Genomic DNA, 21,901 nt, shown 5'->3' on the forward strand with positions numbered 1-21,901 from the left:
GCCGGCACGCGCCGGGGCGCGCGACGCTGCCCGCGGACCCGCGGACGACGACCGGTCCTCGCGCTCCGGCCGTCCCTCCCGCTCGGACCGGGACGCAGGGGCCCGGTCGTCACGCCGGGTGTCACGGCGGTCGTCGCGCCGGTCGTCACGAGCCCCGTACCCCGCGCGCGAGGCGCCCGGACGGCGGTCGTCACGGCGGTCGTCACGCCGGTCATCACGCCTGTTGTCACGGCGGTCGTCACGCCGGTCGTCACGCCTGTCGTCACGCCGGTCGTCACGAGCGCCGTACGACGCGCGGGGTGCGCCCGGGCGGCGGTCGTCGCGCGGGCCGCCACCACGCTCGTCGCCGCGGCCGGTGCCCCGGCCGCCGGACGGACCGGCGCCGCGCGCGCCGCCCTGACCACCGTCACGACCGCCGCGGCCACGGCCCTGACCGCTGCCCCGTGCGCCGCCCTGGCCGGCACCACGTCCGGCGCCCTGCCCCGGTCGGCCGCCGCCGCGGGTACCGCCGCCCGCGCCGCCGCGTCCGCCGCCACCCGTGCCGGGGCCGCGGCCGCGGCCGCCTCGTGCGTCACTCATCGTCGTCGTCCGTCCTGTCGTCGTCGGACCCGTCCCGGGCCCGGTCGTGCGCGTCGTGCCGTCCGCCCTGCTCGTCCCCCGGCGGCGGGCCCGAGGCGCCGCCGCGCGCGGTGGCGCCCGCCGTCCCGGCCGTGCGGAGCCCGCGCGACCCGGAACCGGCCTCGTCGAGGTCCCCCACCTCCGGCAGGTAGGGGGCGAGCGGCGGCAGGTCGTCCAGGGTGCCGAGCCCCAGCCGCTCGAGGAAGTATCCCGTGGTCCCGTAGAGCACCGCACCGGTGGTCGCGTCCTGACCCACCTCGGCGACGAGCCCGCGGGTCGTCAGCGTCCGCATGACGCCGTCCACGCTCACGCCACGGACGGCCGAGACCTGCCCCCGCGTCACCGGCTGCCGGTACGCGACGACGGCCAGCGTCTCCAGGGCCGCCTGCGTCAGGCGCGCCTGCTGCCCGTCGAGCACGAACCGCCCGACGACGTCGCCGTGGGCCGCCGAGGACCAGATCCGCCAGCCACCCGCCACCTCACGGAGCTCGAAGCCGCGGGGCCGGCCGCCGCCGGCGCCGGCGTACTCGTCGGCCAGCTCGGCCAGGAGCGCGCGGACCTGCGGCACCGGCAGCCCCAGCACCGCGGCGAGCCGCACGGCGGGCACGGGCTCGTCGGCGACGACGAGCACCGCCTCCAGCGCGGCCGCCGCCCCACCCGGCAGGGACGCGACGTCGGGGCCCTCCTCGGCGCCCAGGTCGGCACCCGCGTCCGGCGTGCTCACGCCGGCCCCTCCCCGCCGGCACGCGGCGCGAGGTCCTCCGCGTCGAAGTCCCCGGCCACGCGGACGCCACCGGCGGCGCTGCCCGTCCACCGCACGGTCAGCTCGCCCAGAGGCTGCACCTGCTCGAACGCCACCGCGCCCTCGCGGAACAGCTCGAGCAGGGCGAGGAACCGGGCGACGACCACGAGCGTGCCGTCGGCGTCGCCCACCAGCGTGCGGAACGAGGCGCTGCCGCTGCGTCGCAGCCGGGCGACGAGGACGTCGGCCTGCTCGCGGACGCTGACGGGCGGCGCGTGCAGGTGCGCCAGGTCGACGCCCGGCGGTGCCGGGCGCGGCGCCAGGGCCCGGGCCGCCAGGGCCGCGAGCTGCTCGGGGCCGATGCTCAGGACGAGCTCGGGCAGGAGGGCGGCGAGCTGCGGCTCGAGCGCGACCTGCCGCGGGAACCGCCGGGACTCGCGCAGGAGGCGCTCCTCCAGGTCGGCCGCGACCTGCTTGTACGCCCGGTACTGCAGCAGCCGCGCGAACAGCAGGTCCCGCGCCTCGAGCAGCTCGAGGTCCTCGGCGTCCTCGACCTCCGCGCTCGGCAGCAGGCGCGCGGCCTTGAGGTCCAGCAGCGTGGCCGCGACGAGGAGGAACTCGCTGACCTGTCCCAGGTCCCAGTCCCCCGCGCTCTCCCGGGCGCGCAGGTGGGCGATGAAGTCGTCGGTCACCCGCGCGAGCGCCACCTCGGTGATGTCGAGCTTGTGCCGGGCGATGAGGCCCAGCAGCAGGTCGAACGGGCCCTCGAAGTTGTCGAGGCGGACGGCGAAACCGGTCCCGCCCGCCGGGGCGTCGGCGGCGGGACCCGGCCGGACGGTGGCCTCAGGCGGCGTCGCCACGGGCCACGAGCTCGCGCGCGAGCTGGCGGTAGGCGGCGGCGCCGGGGTGGTTCGGGGCGTAGGACGTGATGGGTTCCGCGGCCACCGTCGCGTCCGGGAACTTCACCGTCCGCCCGATGACGGTGTGCAGGAGCGTGTCGCCGAACGCCTCGTGCACGCGGGCGACGACCTCGCGGGCGTGCAGCGTCCGCGAGTCGAACATCGTCGCGAGGATCCCGTCGACCTGCAGCCGCGGGTTCAGCCGGTCGCGCACCTTCTCGATCGTCTCGACGAGGAGGGCCACGCCGCGCAGCGCGAAGAACTCGCACTCGAGCGGGATGAGCACCCCGTGCGCGGCCGTGAGCGCGTTGACGGTCAGCAGCCCGAGCGAGGGCTGGCAGTCGACGAGCACCACGTCGTACTCGTCCATGACGGGGCGCAGCACGCGGGACAGGACCGACTCGCGCGCCACCTCCCCGACGAGCTGCACCTCGGCCGCGGACAGGTCGATGTTCGCCGGGAGCAGGTCGAGGTTCTCGACGGCGGTGCTGCGCAGCACCTCCCGCACGTCGAGGCCGCGCTCCATCAGCAGGTTGTAGATCGTCGTGTCGAGCTCGTGCGGGCTGGTGCCCAGCCCGACGGACGCGGCGCCCTGCGGGTCGAAGTCGACGACGAGCACCCGTCGGCCGTACTCGGCCAGCGCGGCGCCGAGGTTGATCGTCGTCGTCGTCTTGCCGACGCCGCCCTTCTGGTTGCACATCGCGATGACCCGGGCCGGGCCGTGCGCCGCCAGGGGCGCGGGGACCGGGAAGTCGGGGACGGGACGGCCCGCCGGGTCCAGGCGCTGCTCGCCGGGACCTGCCGTGACCTGCTCGCTCGTGCCGCTCATGCGCTCGTCCCGCTCACCACCCGGACAACCTACCGGAGCCCAACCCCGCGTCAGCGCGCCCGGGGGTGCGCCGTCGTGTAGACCTCGCGCAGCGTGTCCCGGGTCACCAGGGTGTACACCTGCGTCGTCGTGACCGAGGCGTGGCCGAGCAGCTCCTGCACCACCCGCACGTCGGCGCCGCCCGCCAGCAGGTGCGTGGCGAACGAGTGCCGGAGCGTGTGCGGGGACAGGTGCGGGGCCTGGGCGAGCCCGGCGCGGCCGGCCGCCGCGCGCAGCGCCGCCCACGCGCTCTGGCGGCTCAGCCGTGCGCCGCGCGTGTTGCAGAACACCGCCGGCGTGCCGCGGCCGGCGGCCACCAGCGCCGGCCGTCCCCGGACGAGGTACGCCTCGAGCGCGCCGAGCGCGAAGGACCCGACGGGTACGACGCGCTCCTTGCCCCCCTTGCCGCGCAGCAGCACGGACGCGCGCCCCGGCGAGGTGTCGATGTCGTCGAGGTCGAGGCCGACGGCCTCCGAGATCCGGGCACCGGTTGCGTAGAGCAGCTCGAGCAGCGCGCGGTCGCGCAGCGGACCCGGGCCCTCCCCCGTCCCCGCCGCCTCGAGCAGGCGCTCGACGTCCTCGACCGGCACGGCCTTGGGCAGGCGCCGGGGCTGCGCGGGCGGACGGACCGCCCGCGCGGCGTCGGCGGGGACGGCGCCCTCCAGGAGCCAGAACCGGTGCCAGCCGCGGACGGCCACGACGGCGCGGGCCGCCGAGGACGCGGAGAGCGCCGCACGGCCGTCGGACCCGGACCGCAGGACGCGGACGTAGGCCGTCACGTCGGCCTCCGCGACCTGGTCCGGCGCCGTGCGCCCGGATGCCGTCAGGTGCCGGGCGTACCGCGCGAGGTCCCGCCGGTAGGCGGCCAGGGTGTTGGCCGACAGGCCGCGCTCGACCTGCAGGTGGGCCAGGTACTGCTCCAGCGACGCGCGGAGCGCCGGTGCGACGTCCTCGTCGCCGGCTGCCGCCACCTCCGTCAGAAGGGCAGGAACACGTCGACGACCACGGCCACCGAGAGAGCGGTGAGGTAGGTGATCGACGCGTGGAACACGGTCATCTCCTTGAGCCGCCCAGCCTGCGGGTCGCGCGCGCGCCGCAGCAGGCCCAGGCACAGCGCGAGGAACCACACGCCGAGCCCCAGGGCGACCACGCCGTAGACCCAGGTCATCCCGGCGACCGGCACGAGCAGCAGGCTGCACGCGATCATCGCCAGGGTGTGCCCGACCATCTCGCGGGCGACCCGCGTGTCCGCCGCCACGACGGGCAGCATCGGCACGCCCGCCGCCGCGTAGTCGCGGCGGAACTTCATCGACAGCGGCCAGTAGTGCGGCGGCGTCCAGAAGAAGACGACGCCGAACAGCACGAGCGGCGCCCAGCCGACACCGCCGGTGACCGCCGACCACCCGATGAGCACCGGCATGCAGCCGGCCGAGCCGCCCCAGACGATGTTCTGCGACGTCCGCCGCTTGAGGATCATCGTGTAGCCGACGACGTAGATGAGCACGGCCGCGGCGGCGAGCAGCGCGGAGACCGGGTTGACGAGCGTCCAGAGCCACACGAGGGACACGACGCCCAGCACGAGCCCGAAGACGAGCGTCTCGCGCGGCGTGACCGCGCCCGTGATGGTCGGCCGCCGGCGGGTGCGGTGCATGACGGCGTCGATGTCGCGGTCGAGGTAGCAGTTGAGGACGTTCGCGGCGCCCGCGGCCATGGCCCCGCCGACGAGGGTCGCCAGCACCAGCCCGAGCGGGGGCAGGCCGCCGGCGGCCAGCACCATGGTGGGGACGGTGGTGATGAGCAGCAGCTCGATCACCCGCGGCTTCGTCAGCGCGACGTACGCACCGACCTTGCCCCGCAGCCGCCCGCGTCCCGCGGCGGGCTGCCGGCCGTCACCGGCGCGCTGCGGCCCCGCGGTGACGGGCACGGCCTCGACGGCCTCGACGGCGTCGCCGATGACGGGTGCGGGAGCCCCCGCGGGCAGGGACGACGCCGGAGCGGCCTCGGTCGTCAGGGTTCTGCGTGGACGCACGCGGTGCGGCTCCGTTCCTCGTCCGGGGCACCGGGGTGCCGGGTCGACGTCCTGCACGACCGCCGGGTGCCGCACGCGGCGGTCCGGGCCCGCGGGCGTGCGGGCAGGTCGGGGGGTGCTGGGACCCCGCCATGGTACGCCCGCGGCGCGCCGCCACGGGCGTGCGGGCGCACGTCACGTCGCGGCCCGGCCACAGGTCGGCGCACCGGCCCGGGGCAGATCGGACCGATCCGGCGTCCCACCCCCTGGACGGCTCGGTCGGCGGGGCCGGGGGCGGGAGGTCTAGGCTCGCGGCGGGGACGGCAGCGGCGCGCCCGTGGTGCCGCGGCAGCCTGCCGTCGTGCCATCTGCGCACCGTCCCGTGCCCGTCGTACGCCCGTCGTCCCGGCACCCGGTGCCGGAGCCCCCTGACGCCCGCCGGTCGCGGGCGGGAATGAGGACATGTGAACGTCCAGGCCCCTGCTGCTCCGTCGGTCGGGTGGACCGACCTCGACCGCAAGGCGGTCGACACGGTCCGCGTCCTCGCCGCCGACGCCGTCGAGAAGGTCGGCAACGGCCACCCCGGCACCGCGATCAGCCTGGCCCCGGCCGCGTACCTCCTCTACCAGAACGTCATGCGGCACGACCCCGCGGACCCGCACTGGACGGGCCGGGACCGCTTCGTCCTGTCCTGCGGCCACTCGAGCCTGACGCAGTACATCCAGCTCTACCTGGGCGGCTGGGGCCTGGAGCTCGAGGACCTGGAGGCCCTGCGCACCTGGGACTCCAAGACCCCGGGCCACCCGGAGTTCCGCCACACCACCGGCATCGAGATCACCACCGGCCCCCTGGGCCAGGGGCTCGCCTCGGCCGTGGGCTTCGCGATGGCGGCCCGCCGGGAGCGCGGCCTGCTCGACCCCGACGCGGCACCGGGTACCAGCCCGTTCGACCACTTCGTCTACGTGCTGGCCTCCGACGGCGACCTGCAGGAGGGCGTCACCTCCGAGGCCTCGTCGGTCGCGGGCACCCAGCAGCTGGGCAACCTCGTCGTCGTCTGGGACGACAACCGCATCTCCATCGAGGGCGACACGCAGATCGCGTTCACCGAGGACGTCGCCGCGCGCTACGGCGCGTACGGCTGGCACGTGCAGACGGTGGACTGGCTGACCGGGCCCGACGGCTACCACGAGGACGTCGACGCCCTCTACGCCGCGATCGAGGCGGCCAAGGCGGTCACGGACCAGCCCTCCTTCATCCAGCTCCGCACGATCATCGCCTGGCCCTCGCCGAAGAAGCAGGGCACGCACGGCGCGCACGGCTCGAAGCTGGGCACGGACGAGGTCAAGGGCCTCAAGGAGGTCCTCGGCTTCGACCCGGAGAAGAGCTTCGACGTCGCGCCGGAGGTCATCGAGCACACGCGCGGCCTGTCGCAGCGCACCGCCGAGGCCAAGGCCCGCTGGCAGGAGTCGTACGACGCGTGGCGCAGCGCGAACCCCGAGCGGGCGGCGCTGCACGACCGGCTCGAGGCCGGCACCCTGCCCGAGGGCTGGGCGGACGCCCTGCCGACGTTCGAGGCCGGCAAGGCCGTCGCGACGCGCCAGGCGTCCGGCGAGGTGCTCTCCGCGCTCGCGCCCGTCCTGCCCGAGCTGTGGGGCGGCTCCGCCGACCTCGCGGGCTCCAACAACACGACGATGAAGGGCGAGCCGTCCTTCATCCCCGCCAAGTACTCCACGAAGGAGTTCTCGGGCGACGAGTACGGCCGCACGCTGCACTTCGGCATCCGCGAGCACGCGATGGGCGCGATCCTGTCCGGCATCCGGCTGCACGGGAACACCCGGCCGTACGGCGGCACGTTCTTCACCTTCTCGGACTACATGCGCGGCTCCGTCCGCCTCGCCGCCCTCATGGGCGTGCCGGTCACGTACGTGTGGACGCACGACTCCATCGGCCTGGGTGAGGACGGCCCGACGCACCAGCCGGTCGAGCACCTCGCGGCGTGCCGCGCCATCCCCGGCCTGGCCGTGGTGCGCCCGGCCGACGCCAACGAGACGGCCGCTGCCTGGAAGGCGCTGCTCGAGCGCACCGACGGCCCGGTCGGCCTCGTGCTGACCCGGCAGAACGTGCCGACGTTCCCCCGCGGCGAGGACGGCTTCACGTCCGCCGACGGCGTGGCCCGCGGCGCGTACGTGCTGCTCGACGCCTCGTCGGGCACGCCGGACGTCATCCTCCTGGCGACGGGCTCCGAGGTGCAGCTCGCCGTCGAGGCGCGCACCACCCTCGAGGCGGCGGGCGTCGCCACGCGCGTGGTGTCCGCGCCGTCGCTGGAGTGGTTCGCCGAGCAGGACGCGGAGTACCGCGAGCAGGTGCTGCCGAAGGCCGTGCGCGCCCGCGTGTCGGTCGAGGCGGGGCTGGCCCTGTCCTGGCACAAGCTCGTCGGCGACGCCGGCCGCAGCGTGTCGCTCGAGCACTACGGGGCGTCCGCCGACTACGAGACGCTGTACCGCGAGTTCGGCATCACGGCCGAGGCCGTCGTGGCCGCGGCGCACGAGTCGCTGGCCGCCGCCCGCGGCGACGCCGACCCGTCGTCCGACTCCGGCACGCCCGACCGCAGCGGCACGGGCGACCAGCAGGCCTGACCCGCGGTGCCGGGCGCGCCCGGCACCCGACCGCCGGGCCCCGCCCGGCACGGACCCACCCCTCGGCGGGGCGTCGCACCTGACGACGCACACGTCGCCACCGCGACGCCCCGCCCCGCGGACCCCACCGGCCGCGCACCCCACGGGCGCGCCGACCGCAGACGCAAGGAGGACCACCGATGTCCGAGCAGAGCACGCAGGAGACCACCGGCCAGGGCACGCCGAAGGCCGAGGACCGCGGTGCGCGCAGCGCGCCGCTCGACCGCCTCGTGCAGGAGGGCGTCGCCGTCTGGCTCGACGACCTGTCCCGGGAGCGGCTGCGCACCGGCAACCTCGCCGACCTCGTGGCCCACCACGGCGTCGTCGGGGTGACGACGAACCCCTCGATCTTCGCCTCGGCGCTCGCCAAGGGCGACGCCTACGACGAGCAGCTGCGCGAGCTGGCCGCCCAGGGCGCCGACGTCGAGGACGCGGTCTTCCGCATCACCACGGACGACGTCCGCGAGGCGGCCGACGTCCTGCGCCCGGTGTACGACGCCACGGACGGCGTCGACGGCCGCGTGTCCATCGAGGTCGACCCGCGGCTCGCCCGTGACACGGAGAAGACGGTCGCGTCCGCGAAGGCGCTGTGGTCGACGGTGGACCGCCCCAACGTCTTCATCAAGATCCCCGCGACGATCGAGGGCCTGCCGGCCATCACCGCGGTCCTGGCCGAGGGCATCAGCGTCAACGTCACGCTCATCTTCTCCCTCGAGCGCTACCGCGCCGTGCTCGACGCGTTCCTCACGGGTCTCGAGCAGGCGAAGGAGAAGGGCATCGACCTCGCGCCCGTCGCCTCCGTCGCCTCGTTCTTCGTCAGCCGGGTCGACGCGGCGATCGACAAGAGGCTCGACGAGCTCGGCACCGAGGAGGCCGCCGCGCTGCGCGGCAAGGCCGCCCTGGCCAACGCCCGCCTCGCCTACGGCGCGTACCAGGAGGTCGCCGCCTCCGACCGGTGGAAGGCCCTGGCCGCCGCCGGCGCCAAGCCGCAGCGACCGCTGTGGGCGTCGACCGGCGTCAAGGACCCGGCGTACCCCGACACGCTGTACGTGCAGGAGCTCGTCGTCGCCGGCGTCGTCAACACGATGCCCGCCGGCACGCTCGAGGCGACGGAGGACCACGCGGAGATCACCGGCGACACGGTCACCGGTCGGACCGAGGAGTCGCAGGAGGTCGTCGACCGGCTCGCGGCCCTCGGCGTCTCCCTCGACGAGGTGACGGAGGCCCTCGAGGTCGACGGCCTGCAGAAGTTCGACCAGGCCTGGGAGCAGCTCCTCGGCACGGTGCGCGACGGGCTCGGCGGCGCCCAGGAGGCGGTGGCCAGCGGGTCCGGGGCGTCCCGGTGAGGCCCGCCAAGGTCGCACCCGGCCGCAACCCGCTGCGGGACCCGCGGGACCGGCGCCTGCCGCGCATCGCCGGCCCCTGCGGGCTCGTCATCTTCGGCGTCACCGGCGACCTGGCGCGCAAGAAGCTCATGCCGGCCGTCTACGACCTCACCAACCGCGGCCTGCTCCCGCCCGGGTTCGCCCTGACGGGCTTCGCCCGGCGGGACTGGGAGACGCAGGACTTCGCGCAGATCGTCCACGACTCCGTCCGCGAGCACGCCCGCACGCCGTTCCACGAGGCGACGTGGCGCCAGCTCGCGGAGGGCATCCGCTTCGTCCAGGGCTCCTTCGACGACGACGCCGCGTTCGACCAGCTGGCCGCGACGGTCGAGGAGCTCGACGTGAAGCGCGGCACCGGCGGCAACCACGCGTTCTACCTGTCGGTGCCGCCGAGCCAGTTCCCCGTCGTCTGCGAGCAGCTGTCCCGGTCGGGCCTGTCGCAGCCGAAGGAGGGCACCTGGCGCCGCGTGGTCATCGAGAAGCCCTTCGGGCACGACCTCAAGAGCGCGCAGGAGCTGGACCGCGTCGTCTCCTCGGTCTTCCGACCGGACGACGTGTTCCGGATCGACCACTACCTGGGCAAGGAGACGGTCCAGAACCTCCTGGCCCTGCGGTTCGCGAACCAGCTCTTCGAGCCGATCTGGAACGCCAACTACGTCGACCACGTGCAGATCACGATGGCCGAGGACATCGGCATCGGCGGGCGCGCGGGGTACTACGACGGCATCGGCGCGGCGCGCGACGTCATCCAGAACCACCTCCTGCAGCTCCTGGCGCTCACCGCCATGGAGGAGCCCGTCTCCTTCGAGGCGGCGGACCTGCGGGCGGAGAAGATCAAGGTCCTCTCGGCGGTCCGGCTCCCGCGCGACCTCGGCCGGCACACCTCGCGCGGGCAGTACGCCGCGGGGTGGCAGGGCGGCGAGCAGGTCGTCGGGTACCTGGAGGAGGAGGGGTTCAACCCCGCCTCCACCACGGAGACCTTCGCGGCCGTGCGCCTGGACATCGACACCCGCCGCTGGGCCGGCGTGCCGTTCTACCTGCGCACCGGGAAGCGCCTCGGCCGCCGCGTCACCGAGATCGCGGTCGTGTTCAAGCGCGCGCCGCACCTGCCCTTCGAGTCGACCGCCACGGAGGAGCTGGGCAAGAACGCCCTGGTCATCCGCGTGCAGCCCGACGAGGGCGTCACGCTGCGGTTCGGCGCCAAGGTGCCCGGCACCGCCATGGAGGTGCGCGACGTCACGATGGACTTCGGGTACGGGCACTCGTTCACCGAGTCCTCGCCGGAGGCCTACGAGCGCCTCATCCTCGACGTGCTCCTCGGCGACCCGCCGCTGTTCCCGCGCCAGGAGGAGGTCGAGCTGTCCTGGAAGGTCCTCGACCCGATCACGGCGTACTGGGCCTCGAAGGGCAAGCCCGACCAGTACCGCGCCGGCACCTGGGGACCGGCGTCGGCCGACGCGATGATGGCCCGTGACGGCCGCCAGTGGAGGAGACCGTGATCATCCACCTGCCGGGCACCACGACCCGGGCGATCAACAAGCGCCTCATCGAGGAGCGCGACGAGGGCGGCGCCGTCGCCCTCGGGCGCGTGCTGACCCTCGTGATCGACGCCGAGGACCAGGACCCCGAGGTCGCCATCGCGGCGGCCAACGAGGCGAGCCGGGAGCACCCCTGCCGCGTCATCGTCCTGGCCCGCAGCGCCGAGCCCGCCGAGAGCACCCTCGACGCGGAGATCCGGCTGGGCGGTGACGCCGGCGCGAGCGAGGTCGTCATCCTGCGGCCGTCCCGCGCGATCGCGGCGGACGACGACACCCTCGTCATGCCCCTGCTCCTGCCGGACGCCCCCATCGTCACGTGGTGGCCGTTCGAGGTGCCGGACAACCCCGCGGCGCACCCGCTGGGCCGCATGGCGCAGCGCCGGATCACGGACACGTCCGCCACCTCGCAGCCCGGGCCGGCCCTGCGCCGCCTGGCGACGGTCCACGCGGAGGGCGACACGGACATCGCCTGGGCGCGGACCACCCTGTGGCGGGGGCTCATCGCGGCGACGCTGGAGCAGCCGCCGTTCGAGCCCGTGCTCGAGGCGTCGGTCTCCGGCGAGAGCACGCACCCGTCCGTCGACCTCATGGCCGGCTGGCTGGCGTGGTCGCTCAAGTGCCCCGTGCGCGTCGAGCGCATCGAGGGCGCGCCGGCGATCACGCAGGTGCGGCTGCACCGGGCGTCCGGGGACATCGTGCTCGACCGTCCCGACGGCAAGACGGCCGCGCTCATCAAGCCGGACCAGCCGGAGCACCGGATCGCCCTGCCCATCCGTCAGCTCCGCGAGTGCCTGGCCGAGGAGCTGCGCCGCCTCGACGCCGACGAGGTGTACGGCGAGACCCTCACGCGCGGCCTCGCCCTCATCGACGCCTGACCCGGAGGACGCATGACCACGCCCCACCCGCTGCGCGACGTCGTCGTGCACCCCGACGCCGCGACGCTCGCGGAGGCGACGGCCGCCCGGCTGCTCACCGCGGTCCTCGACGCCCAGTCCCACCACCGGCCCGTGCACCTCGTGCTCACCGGCGGCACGGTCGGGATCAGGACGCTCGCGGCCGTCGCCGCCAACCCCGTGCGGGACGCCGTCGACTGGACGGGCGTGCACCTGTGGTGGGGCGACGAGCGGTTCGTGCCCGCCGGGGACCCCGACCGCAACGAGACGCAGGCGCGGGAGGCGCTGCTCGACACACTCGGCGACGCCCTCCCGGCCGCCAACGTCCACGCCGTGCCGGCCGCAGACGTGGTCGGCGACCCCGAGGCGGCGGCCGCCGCCTACGCGGAGGAGCTGGCGGCGCACGCCCCGGAGGGCGCCGCCCTGCCGGAGCTGGACGTCCTCCTGCTCGGCATGGGGCCCGACGGCCACGTGGCCTCGCTGTTCCCGGACCATCCCGGGCTCGACGTGGTCGGGCGCACGACCACGGGGGTGCACGACTCCCCCAAGCCGCCCCCGCTGCGGGTCTCGCTCACCTTCGAGGCGATCCGCAGCGCGCGGGAGGTGTGGGTCGTCGCCGCCGGCGAGGAGAAGGCCGACGCCGTGGCCGCCGCCCTCGGGGACGGACCGGTCGCCCAGGTGCCGGCGGCAGGCGCGGTCGGCCGTGAGCGGACGCGCTGGCTGCTGGACGTGGCCGCAGCGTCACGCTCGGCGTCGGACGCCGGCACGCCCGCGGCGGGCTGACCCGGCTGGCGTGCGACGAGGGGGCCCCGAACGGTCATCCGGTCGGAACCCCCTCGTCGCATCGGTCGTGCGCGGCGTGGGCGCCGGGCGGTCAGCGACCCCGGCGGGCCCGCAGCGCGGCCAGCGCCTCGTCGAGGATGGCCGCGCCGTCCTCGTCGGAACGCCGCTCCTTCACGTACGCCAGGTGCGTCTTGTACGGCTCGGTCCGCGACGGGCTCGGCGGGTTCGCCTGGTCCTGCCCCGCCGGGAAGCCGCAGCGCGGGCAGTCCCAGGTCACGGGCGCCTCGGCGGACGCCTCCTCCGCGAAGGACGGCCGCGTCTCGTGGCCGTTCGCGCACCAGTAGGAGATCCAGACGCGAGGGGCCGCGTCGCCGCGCTCCGCCTCGCCCATCGGGCCGGCTCCGACCCGCGACCCCCTGATCGCACTCCCGCTCGCCATGGCGTCCCCCTCAGCTGAAGCGCTCGACGAGGCCGAGCAGCACGATGACCACGGTCCACACGAGTGCGACCCCGACGGTGATGCGGTTGAGGTTGCGCTCGGCGACCCCGGAGCTCGCGGCGCCGGACGTGACGCCGCCGCCGAACATGTCGGACAACCCGCCGCCGCGGCCCTTGTGCAGGAGCACGAGGGGGACCAGCAGCAGGCTGGAGAGGACGAGCAGCACCTGGAGGGTGATGCGGAGTGCGTTCACGAGGTGGCTTTCCTGTCGTCCGACGGTGAGGCGGGCACAAGGGTAGGCGACGATCCCGCGGGCGGGCCAGCAGCCCGCCCGCGGGTCGTCACCCGGTCGGGCGATCGTCCGTGCGGTCGACCGGTCAGGCCGCGGCGGCCCGGAAGCTGGCGATCCGCGCGAACTCCTCGGGGTCGAGGCTCGCGCCGCCGACGAGCGCGCCGTCGACGTCGGGCTTGGCCATGATCGAGGCGACGTTCGAGGACTTCACGGAGCCGCCGTAGAGCACGCGGACGGCGTCGGCGGTGCCGGCGTCGTAGAGCTCGGCGATGCGCGCGCGGATGGCGCCGCACAGCTCCTGCGCGTCCTCCGGCGTCGCCGTCTCGCCCGTGCCGATGGCCCAGACGGGCTCGTAGGCGACGACGACCTGACGCACCTGCTCGGCCGTCAGGCCCTCGAGGCCACCGTCGAGCTGAGCCAGCGTGTGCGGGACGTGCTGCCCCGCCTTGCGGACCTCGAGCTCCTCGCCGACGCAGAGGATCGGCGCGAGGCCGTGCGCCAGGGCGTTCTTCACCTTGGCGTTCGTCACCGCCTCGTCCTCGCCGTGGTACTGCCGGCGCTCGGAGTGGCCGACGGCCACGTAGGTGCAGCCCAGCTTGGCGAGGAACACCGGCGAGACCTCGCCCGTGTAGGCGCCCGACACGTGGGCGGACAGGTCCTGCGCGCCGTAGCCGAGCTCGAGGGAGTCGGCGTCCACGAGCGTCTGCACCGAGCGCAGGTCCGTGAACGGCGGCAGCACGACGACCTCGACGGCCGCGAAGTCGTGCTTCGCGTCCTTCAGGGTCCAGGCGAGCTTCTGCACCGTTTGGATCGCCTGCTGGTGGTCCAGGTTCATCTTCCAGTTGCCCGCCATGAGCGGGGTGCGGTCTGCCATGCGTCAGCCCTCCAGGACGGCGATGCCGGGGAGGGTCTTGCCCTCGAGGAACTCCAGCGACGCGCCGCCGCCGGTGGAGATGTGGCCGAAGCCGGCCTCGTCGAAGCCGAGCGTGCGCACGGCCGCGGCCGAGTCGCCGCCGCCGACGATGGTGAAGGCGCCGTTCGCGCCCGCGTCGACGAGCGCCTGGGCCACCGCGCGCGTGCCCGCGGAGAACGCCTCGAACTCGAACACGCCCGCCGGGCCGTTCCACACGATGGTCTTCGCGTCGAGCAGCTTCGACCGGAACAGCTCCTGGCTCTCCGGGCCGATGTCGAGGCCCATCTGGCCGTCGGGGATCGCGTCGGCGGCGACGACGGTGGCCGGCGCGTCGGCCGCGAACTGCGGCGCGACGACGACGTCGACCGGCAGGACGATCTCGACGCCGGACTCCTCCGCCTGCGCCAGGTAGCCCTTGACGGTGTCGACCTGGTCCTGCTCGAGCAGCGAGCTGCCCACGGAGTACCCCTTGGCGGCCAGGAACGTGAAGAGCATGCCGCCGCCGATGAGCAGGCGGTCCGCCTTCGTCAGCAGGTTGGCGATGACGCCGAGCTTGTCGGAGACCTTCGACCCGCCGAGCACGACCGCGTACGGCCGCTGCGGGTCGTCGGTCGCCTTGCGCAGGGAGTCGACCTCCTTGAGCACGAGATGCCCGACCGCGTGCGGCAGCACCTGCGCCACGTCGTAGACCGACGCCTGCTTGCGGTGCACGACGCCGAAGCCGTCGGAGACGAAGACGTCCGCGAGCCCCGCGAGCTCACCGGCGAGCTCGGCGCGCTCGGCCTCGACCTTGCTGGTCTCCCGCGGGTCGAAGCGGATGTTCTCGAGCAGCGCGATCTCGCCGTCGCCGAGCCCGGCGACGGTGGCCTTCGCCGACTCCCCCACGACGTCCTCGGCGAGCGCGACGGGCTGGCCGAGGAGCTCGGACAGCCGGGTCGCGACGGGCGCGAGCGAGTACTTCGCCTCGGGCGCGCCCTTGGGACGGCCGAGGTGCGCGGCCACGACGACGCGCGCGCCGGCGTGCAGGAGCGCCTGCAGCGTGGGCAGCGCCGCTCGGACGCGGCCGTCGTCGGTGATCGTCGTGCCGTCGAGGGGCACGTTGAAGTCGGAGCGGACGAGGACGCGCGTGCCGCGCAGGTCCCCCAGGTCCTCGATGGTCTTCATGGTCTCCTGCCGTGCTGGTGGGAGTGCTGGTGGGAGTGCTGGTGGGCGTGCTGGTGGGCGTGGTGGACGCACCGGCCACCGGCGTCGGGCCGGTGCCGGACAGCACTGCGTCCGCGGGCGCCGGGCCCCGAGGGGCGCCGGCGCGCGCGGACGCAGGGGTGCACCGGTGGTGCGGTGGTCGCGAGGACCCGTGAGGTCAGAGCCGCTCGCCGACGTAGGACGTCAGCGCGACGAGGCTGTTGGAGTAGCCCCACTCGTTGTCGTACCACGCGATGATCTTCACCAGGTCGCCGCTGACCTTCGTCAGCTTCGAGTCGAAGATGCTCTGGTGCGGGTTGGTGACGATGTCGCTGGAGACGATCTCGTCCTCGACGTACTCGAGGATGCCCTTGAGGGGGCCCTCGGCGGCGGCCTTCACCGCGGCGTTGACCTCCTCGACCGTGACCTCGCGCGAGGCGGTGAAGGTCAGGTCGGTGGCGGAGCCGGTGATCGTCGGCACGCGGAGCGCGAAGCCGTCGAGCTTGCCCTTGAGCTCGGGGAGCACGAGGGCCACGGCCTTGGCGGCACCCGTCGAGGTCGGGACGATGTTCTGCGCGGCGGCGCGGGCGCGGCGGAGGTCCTTGTGGGGGCCGTCCTGCAGGTTCTGGTCACCCGTGTAGGCGTGGATCGTGGTCATGAGGCCACGCTCGATGCCGATCGCGTCGTTGAGCGCCTTCGCCACCGGGGCGAGGCAGTTCGTCGTGCAGGACGCGTTGGAGATGATCGTGTGCGCGGCCGGGTCGTACTGCGTGTGGTTCACGCCGACGACGAAGGTCGCGTCCTCGTTCTTGGCCGGCGCGGAGATGATGACCTTCTTGGCACCGCCCGCGATGTGCGCCTTCGCCTTCTCGGCGTCCGTGAAGAAGCCCGTAGACTCGATGACGATGTCCGCGCCCAGCTCGCCCCAGGGGAGGTTGGCCGGGTCGCGCTCGGCGAGGGCCCGGATGTTCTTGCCGTCGACGACGATGTTGTTCTCGTCGTAGGACACGCTCAGCGGGAAGCGCCCGAGGACCGTGTCGTACTTCAGCAGGTGCGCGAGGGTCTTGTTGTCCGTGAGGTCGTTCACGCCGACGATCTCGATGTCGGCTCCCGAGGCGATGATCGCCCGGTAGAAGTTGCGTCCGATGCGGCCGAAGCCGTTGATGCCGACCTTGATGGTCACTTGCCCTCCTCGGCACGCGCCGACGGCGTCGGCGCACACAGTTGGTGTCGGAAGCACGCACGACGCTGTGCGTCGCCCGTGAGGATCCTCCCCCGCGCCGTGGTGCCACGCCACGCAGGTGTCCCCCCTCGGGACGGCACGAGACTACATGCGCGCCCGTCGTCGACAGGGGACGTAGGTCACGCCCTGAGACGCGACGACGGTGCGTGGGACGCGCCCGACGGGGGACGCGGGAGCCGTCCGGCCGACCCCGGTCGGCGCCGGCGCCGGCGCCCGCGGCCCGGCGGCTACAGGTCGAGCAGGTCGGGGGACAGCCCCGCCTCCGTGTCCGGGATGCCGAGGTCGGCCGCCTTGCGGTCGGCCGTGGCGAGCAGGCGCCGGATCCGCCCGGCCACGGCGTCCTTCGTCAGCGGCGGGTCCGCGAGGCGGCCGAGCTCCTCGAGCGACGCCTCCTTGTGCGCCAGGCGGAGCTCCCCCGCCTGCCGCAGGTGCTCGGGCAGGTCCTCGCCGAGGATCTCGAAGGCGCGCTCGACCCGGGCGCCCGCCGCCACCGCGGCGCGCGCCGAGCGGCGCAGGTTCGCGTCGTCGAAGTTCGCGAGCCGGTTCGCGGTGCCGCGCACCTCGCGCCGCACGCGCCGCTCCTCCCACACCAGCAGGGTCTGGTGGGCGCCGAGGCGCGCGAGCATCGCGCTGATGGCGTCCCCGTCGCGGATGACGACGCGGTCGACGCCGCGTACCTCCCGCGCCTTCGCCGGGATCTGCAGGCGTCGGGCCGCGCCGACGAGCGCGAGGGCTGCCTCGGGCCCCGGGCAGGTGACCTCGAGCGAGGCCGAGCGGCCCGGCTCGGTGAGGGACCCGTGCGCGAGGAACGCGCCCCGCCACGCCGCCTCCGCCTCCGCGACGCCCCCGGCGACGACCTGCGACGGCAGGCCCCGCACAGGGCGGCCGCGGCCGTCGAGCAGACCCGTCTGCCGGGCCAGCGCCTCGCCGTCGCGGACGACGCGCACGACGTACCGGCTGCCGCGCCGCAACCCCCCGGCGGAGACGACGATGATCTCGCTGTCGTGGCCGTAGACCTCGGCCAGCGCCTGCCGCAGCCGCCGCGCGGCCATGGACGTGTCGAGCTCGGCCTCGATGACGATGCGCCCGGAGATGATGTGCAGGCCGCCGGCGAACCGCAGCGTGGCCGCGACCTCCGCCTTGCGGGCCGACGTGCGGTCCACCGTCAGGCGGGCCAGCTCCTCCTTCACCTGCGCCGTCAGAGCCATGCGGTCATCCTGCCACCCCCCGCGGACCGTGCCGGCGCCGCCGGTGCCCCCGGCGGGGCCTCGGACACGCGGTGAGCGGGACGTCGCGCGCGGCCGTGCCGGATGTCGGTCAGGGCCCGGCGACGAACCCGTCGACGACGTCGTGGAACGCCGCGGCCAGCCGCAGGGCGTCGTGCCGGGGGGTCCCGTCACCCCGACCCACCGGCCGGATCACGAGCCGGGCACCCATCGCCTCCGCGCGCGCCCGCACGGCGTCGAGGTCCTCGACACCCGCGGCGTCGCCGATGACGGCGTGCAGCCGCAGGCCCGGGCAGTGGTCGCGCAGCACGTCGAGGTGCGCGGCCGCGTCCATGCCGGCCGTCTCCCCCTCCGGCGAGAGGTTGAGCACGAGGACCAGCCGTGCCGTGGTCCGCTCGAGGGCGTCGCGCAGCCCCGGGACCAGCAGGTGCGGGATCACCGAGGTGTACCAGGAGCCGGGGCCGAGGACGACCCAGTCCGCGCTCTCGACCGCCGCTACCGCCTCCGGGCTGGCCGGCGGGTCGGCCGGCTCCAGCCGCACCTGCCCGATGACCCCGGGGGCCGTGGCCACGCTGCTCTGCCCGCGCACCACGCGGGTGCCGTCCGCGTCCGTGACGTCGGCCTCGATCTGGAGCGGCACGGCCGCCATGGGCAGCACCCTGCCGCGCGCGCCGAGCAGCCGCCCGACCCAGTCCAGCCCCTCGACGGTGTCGCCCAGCAGCTCCCACAGCGCGACGATGAGGAGGTTGCCGACGGCGTGGCGGTCGAGGTCCCCGGCCGAGGTGAACCGGTGCTGCAGGACGTCGCGCCAGGTGCGGCCCCACTCGGAGTCGTCGCAGAGGGCCGCCAGCGCCATGCGCAGGTCCCCCGGCGGCAGCACCCCGAGCTCGGCGCGCAGCCGGCCCGAGGACCCGCCGTCGTCGGCGACCGTGACGACGGCCGTGATGCGCTCGGTCACGTGCCGCAGCGCGGTGAGCGAGGCGGACAGCCCGTGCCCGCCCCCGAGCGCCACGACCGCGGGGCCGAGCCGGTGCGGCGGGCGCGCGCCGCCCGGCTCGCGCCGGCCGCTCACCCCGCCGCTCACCCCGCCGCTCACTCCTTGCCCAGGTCGCGCGCCGCGACCTGGACGGCGTGACCGCGCTCGCGCAGCCGGTGCGCGATCGCCTCGCTCATCGCGACGGAGCGGTGCTTGCCGCCGGTGCACCCCACGGCGACCGTGACGTACCGCTTCTCCTCGTGCAGGTACCCCGCGAGGACCGGCTCCAGCGCGTCCACGTACCGCTCGACGAACGTGCGCGCGCCGGGCAGGCCGAGCACGTAGTCCCGCACCGGCGCGTCCCGGCCCGTGAGGTGCCGCAGCTCGGTCACCCAGTAGGGGTTCGACAGGAACCGCACGTCCGCCACGTGGTCGGCGTCGAGCGGCAGGCCGTACTTGAACCCGAACGACAGCACCGAGACGCGCAGCGCGTCCTCCGACGGGCCGGCCACCGCCGCACGCACGGCCCGCGCGAGGTCGTGCACGTTGAGCTCGGACGTGTCGATGAGGGTGTCGGCGCGCTCCCGCACGTCGGCGAGCATGACCCGCTCCGCGGCGATGCCGTCGAGGATCCGGCCCGAGCCCTGCAGCGGGTGCGGGCGGCGCACCTGCTCGAAGCGGCGCACGAGCACCTCGTCGGAGGCGTCGAGGAACAGCACGCGGTAGGCGACGCCCTGGTGGCGCAGCTGGTCGAGGACCTGGGCCAGGTCCGCGAAGAACCCGCGCCCCCGGACGTCGACCACGGCCGCCAGGCGCTGGGCCCCCGCCCCGGCGGAGCCCGCCGTCAGCATGCCGACGAGGTGCGTGAGCATCGACGCCGGCAGGTTGTCCACGACGTACCAGTCGAGGTCCTCCACGACGGCCGCCGCCCGCGATCGGCCCGCCCCCGACATGCCCGTGATGATGAGGACGTGGGGCTCGGCCGGCTGCGGCGCCTCGGCCGCCGCGTCGATCGCCGGGATGCCCCCCGGCACGGTCAGCGGCGAGGGTTCCCGCCCGGACGTCCCTGCAGGTCCGCTGGTCATGCGCCCAGCATGCCAGCCGGTTCCTGCACCGCGTCGTCCGTGCGCGGGTGCGCCGCCGGCTGCCCGGCCGGCCGCGCGGTCGGGTGCCCGGTCGGGTGCCCAATCGGCTGCCCGGTCGGCTGCCCGGTCTGCTGCTCCGCCGGCTGCTCGGTCGGGTGCAGGGCGGCGACGACCGCGGCGGCCGTCCGCTCCCCCATGCCCGGCACGGTGGCGATCTCCTCGGCGGAAGCCGCCCGCAGGCGCTTCACCGAGCCGAAGTGCCGCAGCAGCGCCGCCTGGCGCGCCGGGCCGAGGCCCGGCACGTCGTCGAGCACCGACGCGGTCATGCCCTTGCTGCGCCGCTTCCGGTGGGCGGTGATGGCGAAGCGGTGCGCCTCGTCGCGCAGGCGCTGCAGCAGGTACAGGCCCTCCGACGAGCGCTGCAGGATCACGGGGTAGTCGTCGCCCGGCACCCACACCTCCTCGAGCCGCTTGGCCAGCCCGCAGATGGCGACGTCGTCGATGCCCAGCTCGGCGAGCGCCGCCGCGGCGGCGGCGACCTGCGGCGGGCCGCCGTCCACGACGACGAGGTTCGGCGGGTAGGCGAAGCGCACGGGCCGCCCCGTCGCCTCGTCGACCGGCCCGGAGCGCGTGGGGACCGCGTGCCCCGGCCGGGCCACGCCGTCCTCGTCCTCGAGGTCGTCCCCGCCGAGCTCGGGGTCGCCCGCGTCCGCCCGGTCGGCGAGGTAGCGCCGGAACCGCCGGGTGAGGACCTCCTGCATGGCGGCGGTGTCGTCGCGCGCGCCCTGCCCCTCAGGGCCGCGGACGGTGAAGAGCCGGTACTCGCTCTTGCGCGCCATGCCGTCCTCGAACACCACCATCGATGCCGACTGGTAGGTGCCCTGGTTGTGCGAGACGTCGTAGCACTCGATCCGCAGGGGCGCCGTCGGCAGGTCCAGCGCCTCCTGGATCTCCCGCAGCGCCTGGCTGCGTGTCGTCAGGTCCCCCGCGCGGCGCGTGCGGTGCAGCGCCAGGGCGTGCTCGGCGTTCTTGCGCACGGTCTCGGCGAGCTCGCGCTTGTCGCCGCGCTGCGCCACCCGCACGCTCACCCGGCTGCCGCGCAGCCCCGACAGCCAGCCCTGCACGCCCTCCAGGTCCGGCGGCAGCACGGGCACGAGCACCTCGCGCGGGACGCCGCCCGCGGTGCCGCCCTCCGCCGTCTCGCCGCCGTAGACCTGCTGCAGGAGCCGCTCGACGAGGTCCCCGTCGTCGGCGTCCTCGACCTTCTCCACGACCCAGCCGCGCTGGCCGCGGATGCGCCCGTCGCGGACGTGGAACACCTGGACGGCGGCCTCGAGGTCGTCGCCGGCCAGCGCGAAGATGTCCGCGTCCGTGCCGTCGGCGAGCACCACCGCGTTCTTCTCCATCGCGCGCTGCAGGGCGCCGATGTCGTCGCGCAGGCGTGCCGCCTGCTCGTAGTCCATCTCGGCCGCGGCCTCCTTCATGCGCGCGGTCAGCCGACGCGTGAAGCGGGCGGTGTCCCCGGCCATGAAGTCGCAGAAGTCCTGCGCGAGCGCGTGGTGCTCCTCGGCGCTCACCCGCCCGACGCAGGGCGCCGAGCACTTGTCGATGTAGCCGAGCAGGCACGGCCGGCCCTGCTGACGCGCCCGTCGGAAGACCCCGCCCGAGCACGTGCGCACCGGGAACACCCGCAGCAGCAGGTCGACCGTCTCGCGGATCGCCCACGCGTGCGCGTACGGGCCGAAGTACCGGGTGCCCTTCCGCTTGGCCCCCCGCATGACCTGCACGCGCGGGTACTCGTCCGCCATCGTGACGGCCAGGTACGGGTAGGACTTGTCGTCGCGGTACTTGACGTTGAAGCGCGGGTCGAACTCCTTGATCCAGGAGTACTCGAGCGCGAGCGCCTCGACCTCGGTGCCCACGACCGTCCACTGCACCGACGCGGCCGTCGTGACCATCTGCCGCGTGCGCTGGTGCAGGTTCGCGACGTCCTGGAAGTAGCTGTTGAGGCGCTGCCGCAGCGACTTCGCCTTGCCGACGTAGATGACGCGGCCGTGCTCGTCGCGGAAGCGGTAGACCCCCGGCTGGTCCGGGATCTCCCCCGGGGCCGGGCGGTAGGTGGCGGGGTCGGCCATG

General features: G+C 74.9%; 19 protein-coding genes. 5 read left to right on the forward strand and 14 right to left on the reverse strand.

Features of this window, described 5'->3' with window-relative positions; translation table 11 throughout:
• Window positions 1-571: 571 nt before the first annotated feature.
• The 5 genes from scpB to AC2TDM_RS09110 are packed head-to-tail and all read right to left on the reverse strand — an operon-like array spanning window position 572 to window position 5,081.
• Entirely contained in the window at window positions 572-1,342 is a 771-nt protein-coding gene (gene scpB, locus AC2TDM_RS09090) for an SMC-Scp complex subunit ScpB (protein ID WP_484634426.1), read from the reverse strand.
• Window positions 1,339-2,220, reverse strand: coding sequence for a segregation and condensation protein A (locus tag AC2TDM_RS09095; protein WP_484634427.1), 882 nt, complete (start codon window positions 2,218-2,220; stop codon window positions 1,339-1,341). The genes scpB and AC2TDM_RS09095 overlap by 4 nt, the downstream gene beginning before the upstream one ends.
• Window positions 2,204-3,088, reverse strand: coding sequence for a ParA family protein (locus AC2TDM_RS09100; protein WP_090033921.1), 885 nt, complete (start codon window positions 3,086-3,088; stop codon window positions 2,204-2,206). The genes AC2TDM_RS09095 and AC2TDM_RS09100 overlap by 17 nt, the downstream gene beginning before the upstream one ends.
• Before the next feature lie 50 nt (window positions 3,089-3,138).
• Window positions 3,139-4,107: a site-specific tyrosine recombinase XerD gene (locus AC2TDM_RS09105; protein ID WP_484636424.1), complete on the reverse strand. Its 969-nt coding sequence runs from the start codon at window positions 4,105-4,107 to the stop codon at window positions 3,139-3,141.
• Window positions 4,104-5,081 carry a heme o synthase gene (locus tag AC2TDM_RS09110; protein ID WP_373308435.1) on the reverse strand — a complete coding sequence of 326 codons (978 nt, stop codon included), beginning with the start codon at window positions 5,079-5,081 and terminating at the stop codon, window positions 4,104-4,106. The genes AC2TDM_RS09105 and AC2TDM_RS09110 overlap by 4 nt, the downstream gene beginning before the upstream one ends.
• 518 nt (window positions 5,082-5,599) lie before the next feature.
• On the opposite strand from AC2TDM_RS09110, the gene tkt reads away from it, so the two are divergent.
• The 5 genes from tkt to pgl all read left to right on the forward strand — a co-directional run bounded on the left by tkt (window position 5,600) and on the right by pgl (window position 12,409).
• A complete protein-coding gene (gene tkt, locus AC2TDM_RS09115; protein ID WP_090033923.1) occupies window positions 5,600-7,771 on the forward strand; it encodes a transketolase in 2,172 nt (723 codons plus the stop codon).
• A gap of 179 nt (window positions 7,772-7,950) precedes the next feature.
• Window positions 7,951-9,156: a transaldolase gene (tal, locus tag AC2TDM_RS09120; RefSeq protein ID WP_090033925.1), complete on the forward strand. Its 1,206-nt coding sequence runs from the start codon at window positions 7,951-7,953 to the stop codon at window positions 9,154-9,156.
• Window positions 9,153-10,694: a glucose-6-phosphate dehydrogenase gene (gene zwf, locus AC2TDM_RS09125; RefSeq protein WP_090033926.1), complete on the forward strand. Its 1,542-nt coding sequence runs from the start codon at window positions 9,153-9,155 to the stop codon at window positions 10,692-10,694. Before tal ends, zwf begins: the two co-directional genes overlap by 4 nt.
• Window positions 10,691-11,608, forward strand: a complete 918-nt coding sequence (locus AC2TDM_RS09130; RefSeq protein ID WP_090033999.1) for a glucose-6-phosphate dehydrogenase assembly protein OpcA — start codon at window positions 10,691-10,693, stop codon at window positions 11,606-11,608. Before zwf ends, AC2TDM_RS09130 begins: the two co-directional genes overlap by 4 nt.
• 12 nt (window positions 11,609-11,620) lie before the next feature.
• Window positions 11,621-12,409, forward strand: coding sequence for a 6-phosphogluconolactonase (gene pgl / locus AC2TDM_RS09135; RefSeq protein WP_090033927.1), 789 nt, complete (start codon window positions 11,621-11,623; stop codon window positions 12,407-12,409).
• 91 nt (window positions 12,410-12,500) lie between these two features.
• Here the strand turns inward: pgl and AC2TDM_RS09140 are convergent, their stop codons facing one another.
• From AC2TDM_RS09140 to uvrC, 9 genes are all read right to left on the reverse strand, one after another.
• A complete protein-coding gene (locus AC2TDM_RS09140; protein ID WP_090033929.1) occupies window positions 12,501-12,848 on the reverse strand; it encodes an RNA polymerase-binding protein RbpA in 348 nt (115 codons plus the stop codon).
• Between the two features lie 10 nt (window positions 12,849-12,858).
• The gene (gene secG / locus AC2TDM_RS09145; protein ID WP_090033931.1) at window positions 12,859-13,101 is read right to left on the reverse strand and encodes a preprotein translocase subunit SecG; all 243 of its coding nucleotides are present in this window, start codon (window positions 13,099-13,101) and stop codon (window positions 12,859-12,861) included.
• A gap of 124 nt (window positions 13,102-13,225) precedes the next feature.
• On the reverse strand, window positions 13,226-14,014 hold the full coding sequence (gene tpiA, locus AC2TDM_RS09150) for a triose-phosphate isomerase (protein WP_090033932.1): 789 nt from the start codon (window positions 14,012-14,014) through the stop codon (window positions 13,226-13,228).
• A gap of 3 nt (window positions 14,015-14,017) precedes the next feature.
• Window positions 14,018-15,217: a phosphoglycerate kinase gene (locus AC2TDM_RS09155; RefSeq protein ID WP_090033934.1), complete on the reverse strand. Its 1,200-nt coding sequence runs from the start codon at window positions 15,215-15,217 to the stop codon at window positions 14,018-14,020.
• A gap of 196 nt (window positions 15,218-15,413) precedes the next feature.
• Complete coding sequence (gene gap / locus AC2TDM_RS09160) at window positions 15,414-16,418, reverse strand: type I glyceraldehyde-3-phosphate dehydrogenase (protein ID WP_090033938.1); 1,005 nt, start codon at window positions 16,416-16,418, stop codon at window positions 15,414-15,416.
• 287 nt (window positions 16,419-16,705) lie between these two features.
• Window positions 16,706-17,686, reverse strand: coding sequence for a DNA-binding protein WhiA (gene whiA / locus AC2TDM_RS09165; RefSeq protein ID WP_090033939.1), 981 nt, complete (start codon window positions 17,684-17,686; stop codon window positions 16,706-16,708).
• Window positions 17,687-17,795: 109 nt separating this feature from the next.
• Window positions 17,796-18,788 carry a gluconeogenesis factor YvcK family protein gene (locus AC2TDM_RS09170; RefSeq protein WP_373308432.1) on the reverse strand — a complete coding sequence of 331 codons (993 nt, stop codon included), beginning with the start codon at window positions 18,786-18,788 and terminating at the stop codon, window positions 17,796-17,798.
• A gap of 8 nt (window positions 18,789-18,796) precedes the next feature.
• Window positions 18,797-19,765 carry an RNase adapter RapZ gene (rapZ, locus tag AC2TDM_RS09175; RefSeq protein WP_090033943.1) on the reverse strand — a complete coding sequence of 323 codons (969 nt, stop codon included), beginning with the start codon at window positions 19,763-19,765 and terminating at the stop codon, window positions 18,797-18,799.
• Window positions 19,762-21,900, reverse strand: coding sequence for an excinuclease ABC subunit UvrC (gene uvrC / locus AC2TDM_RS09180; RefSeq protein ID WP_484634428.1), 2,139 nt, complete (start codon window positions 21,898-21,900; stop codon window positions 19,762-19,764). Before uvrC ends, rapZ begins: the two co-directional genes overlap by 4 nt.
• Between the last annotated feature and the right edge of the window lies 1 nt (window position 21,901).

It is taken from the genome of Cellulomonas sp. plas2 (assembly GCF_057221735.1).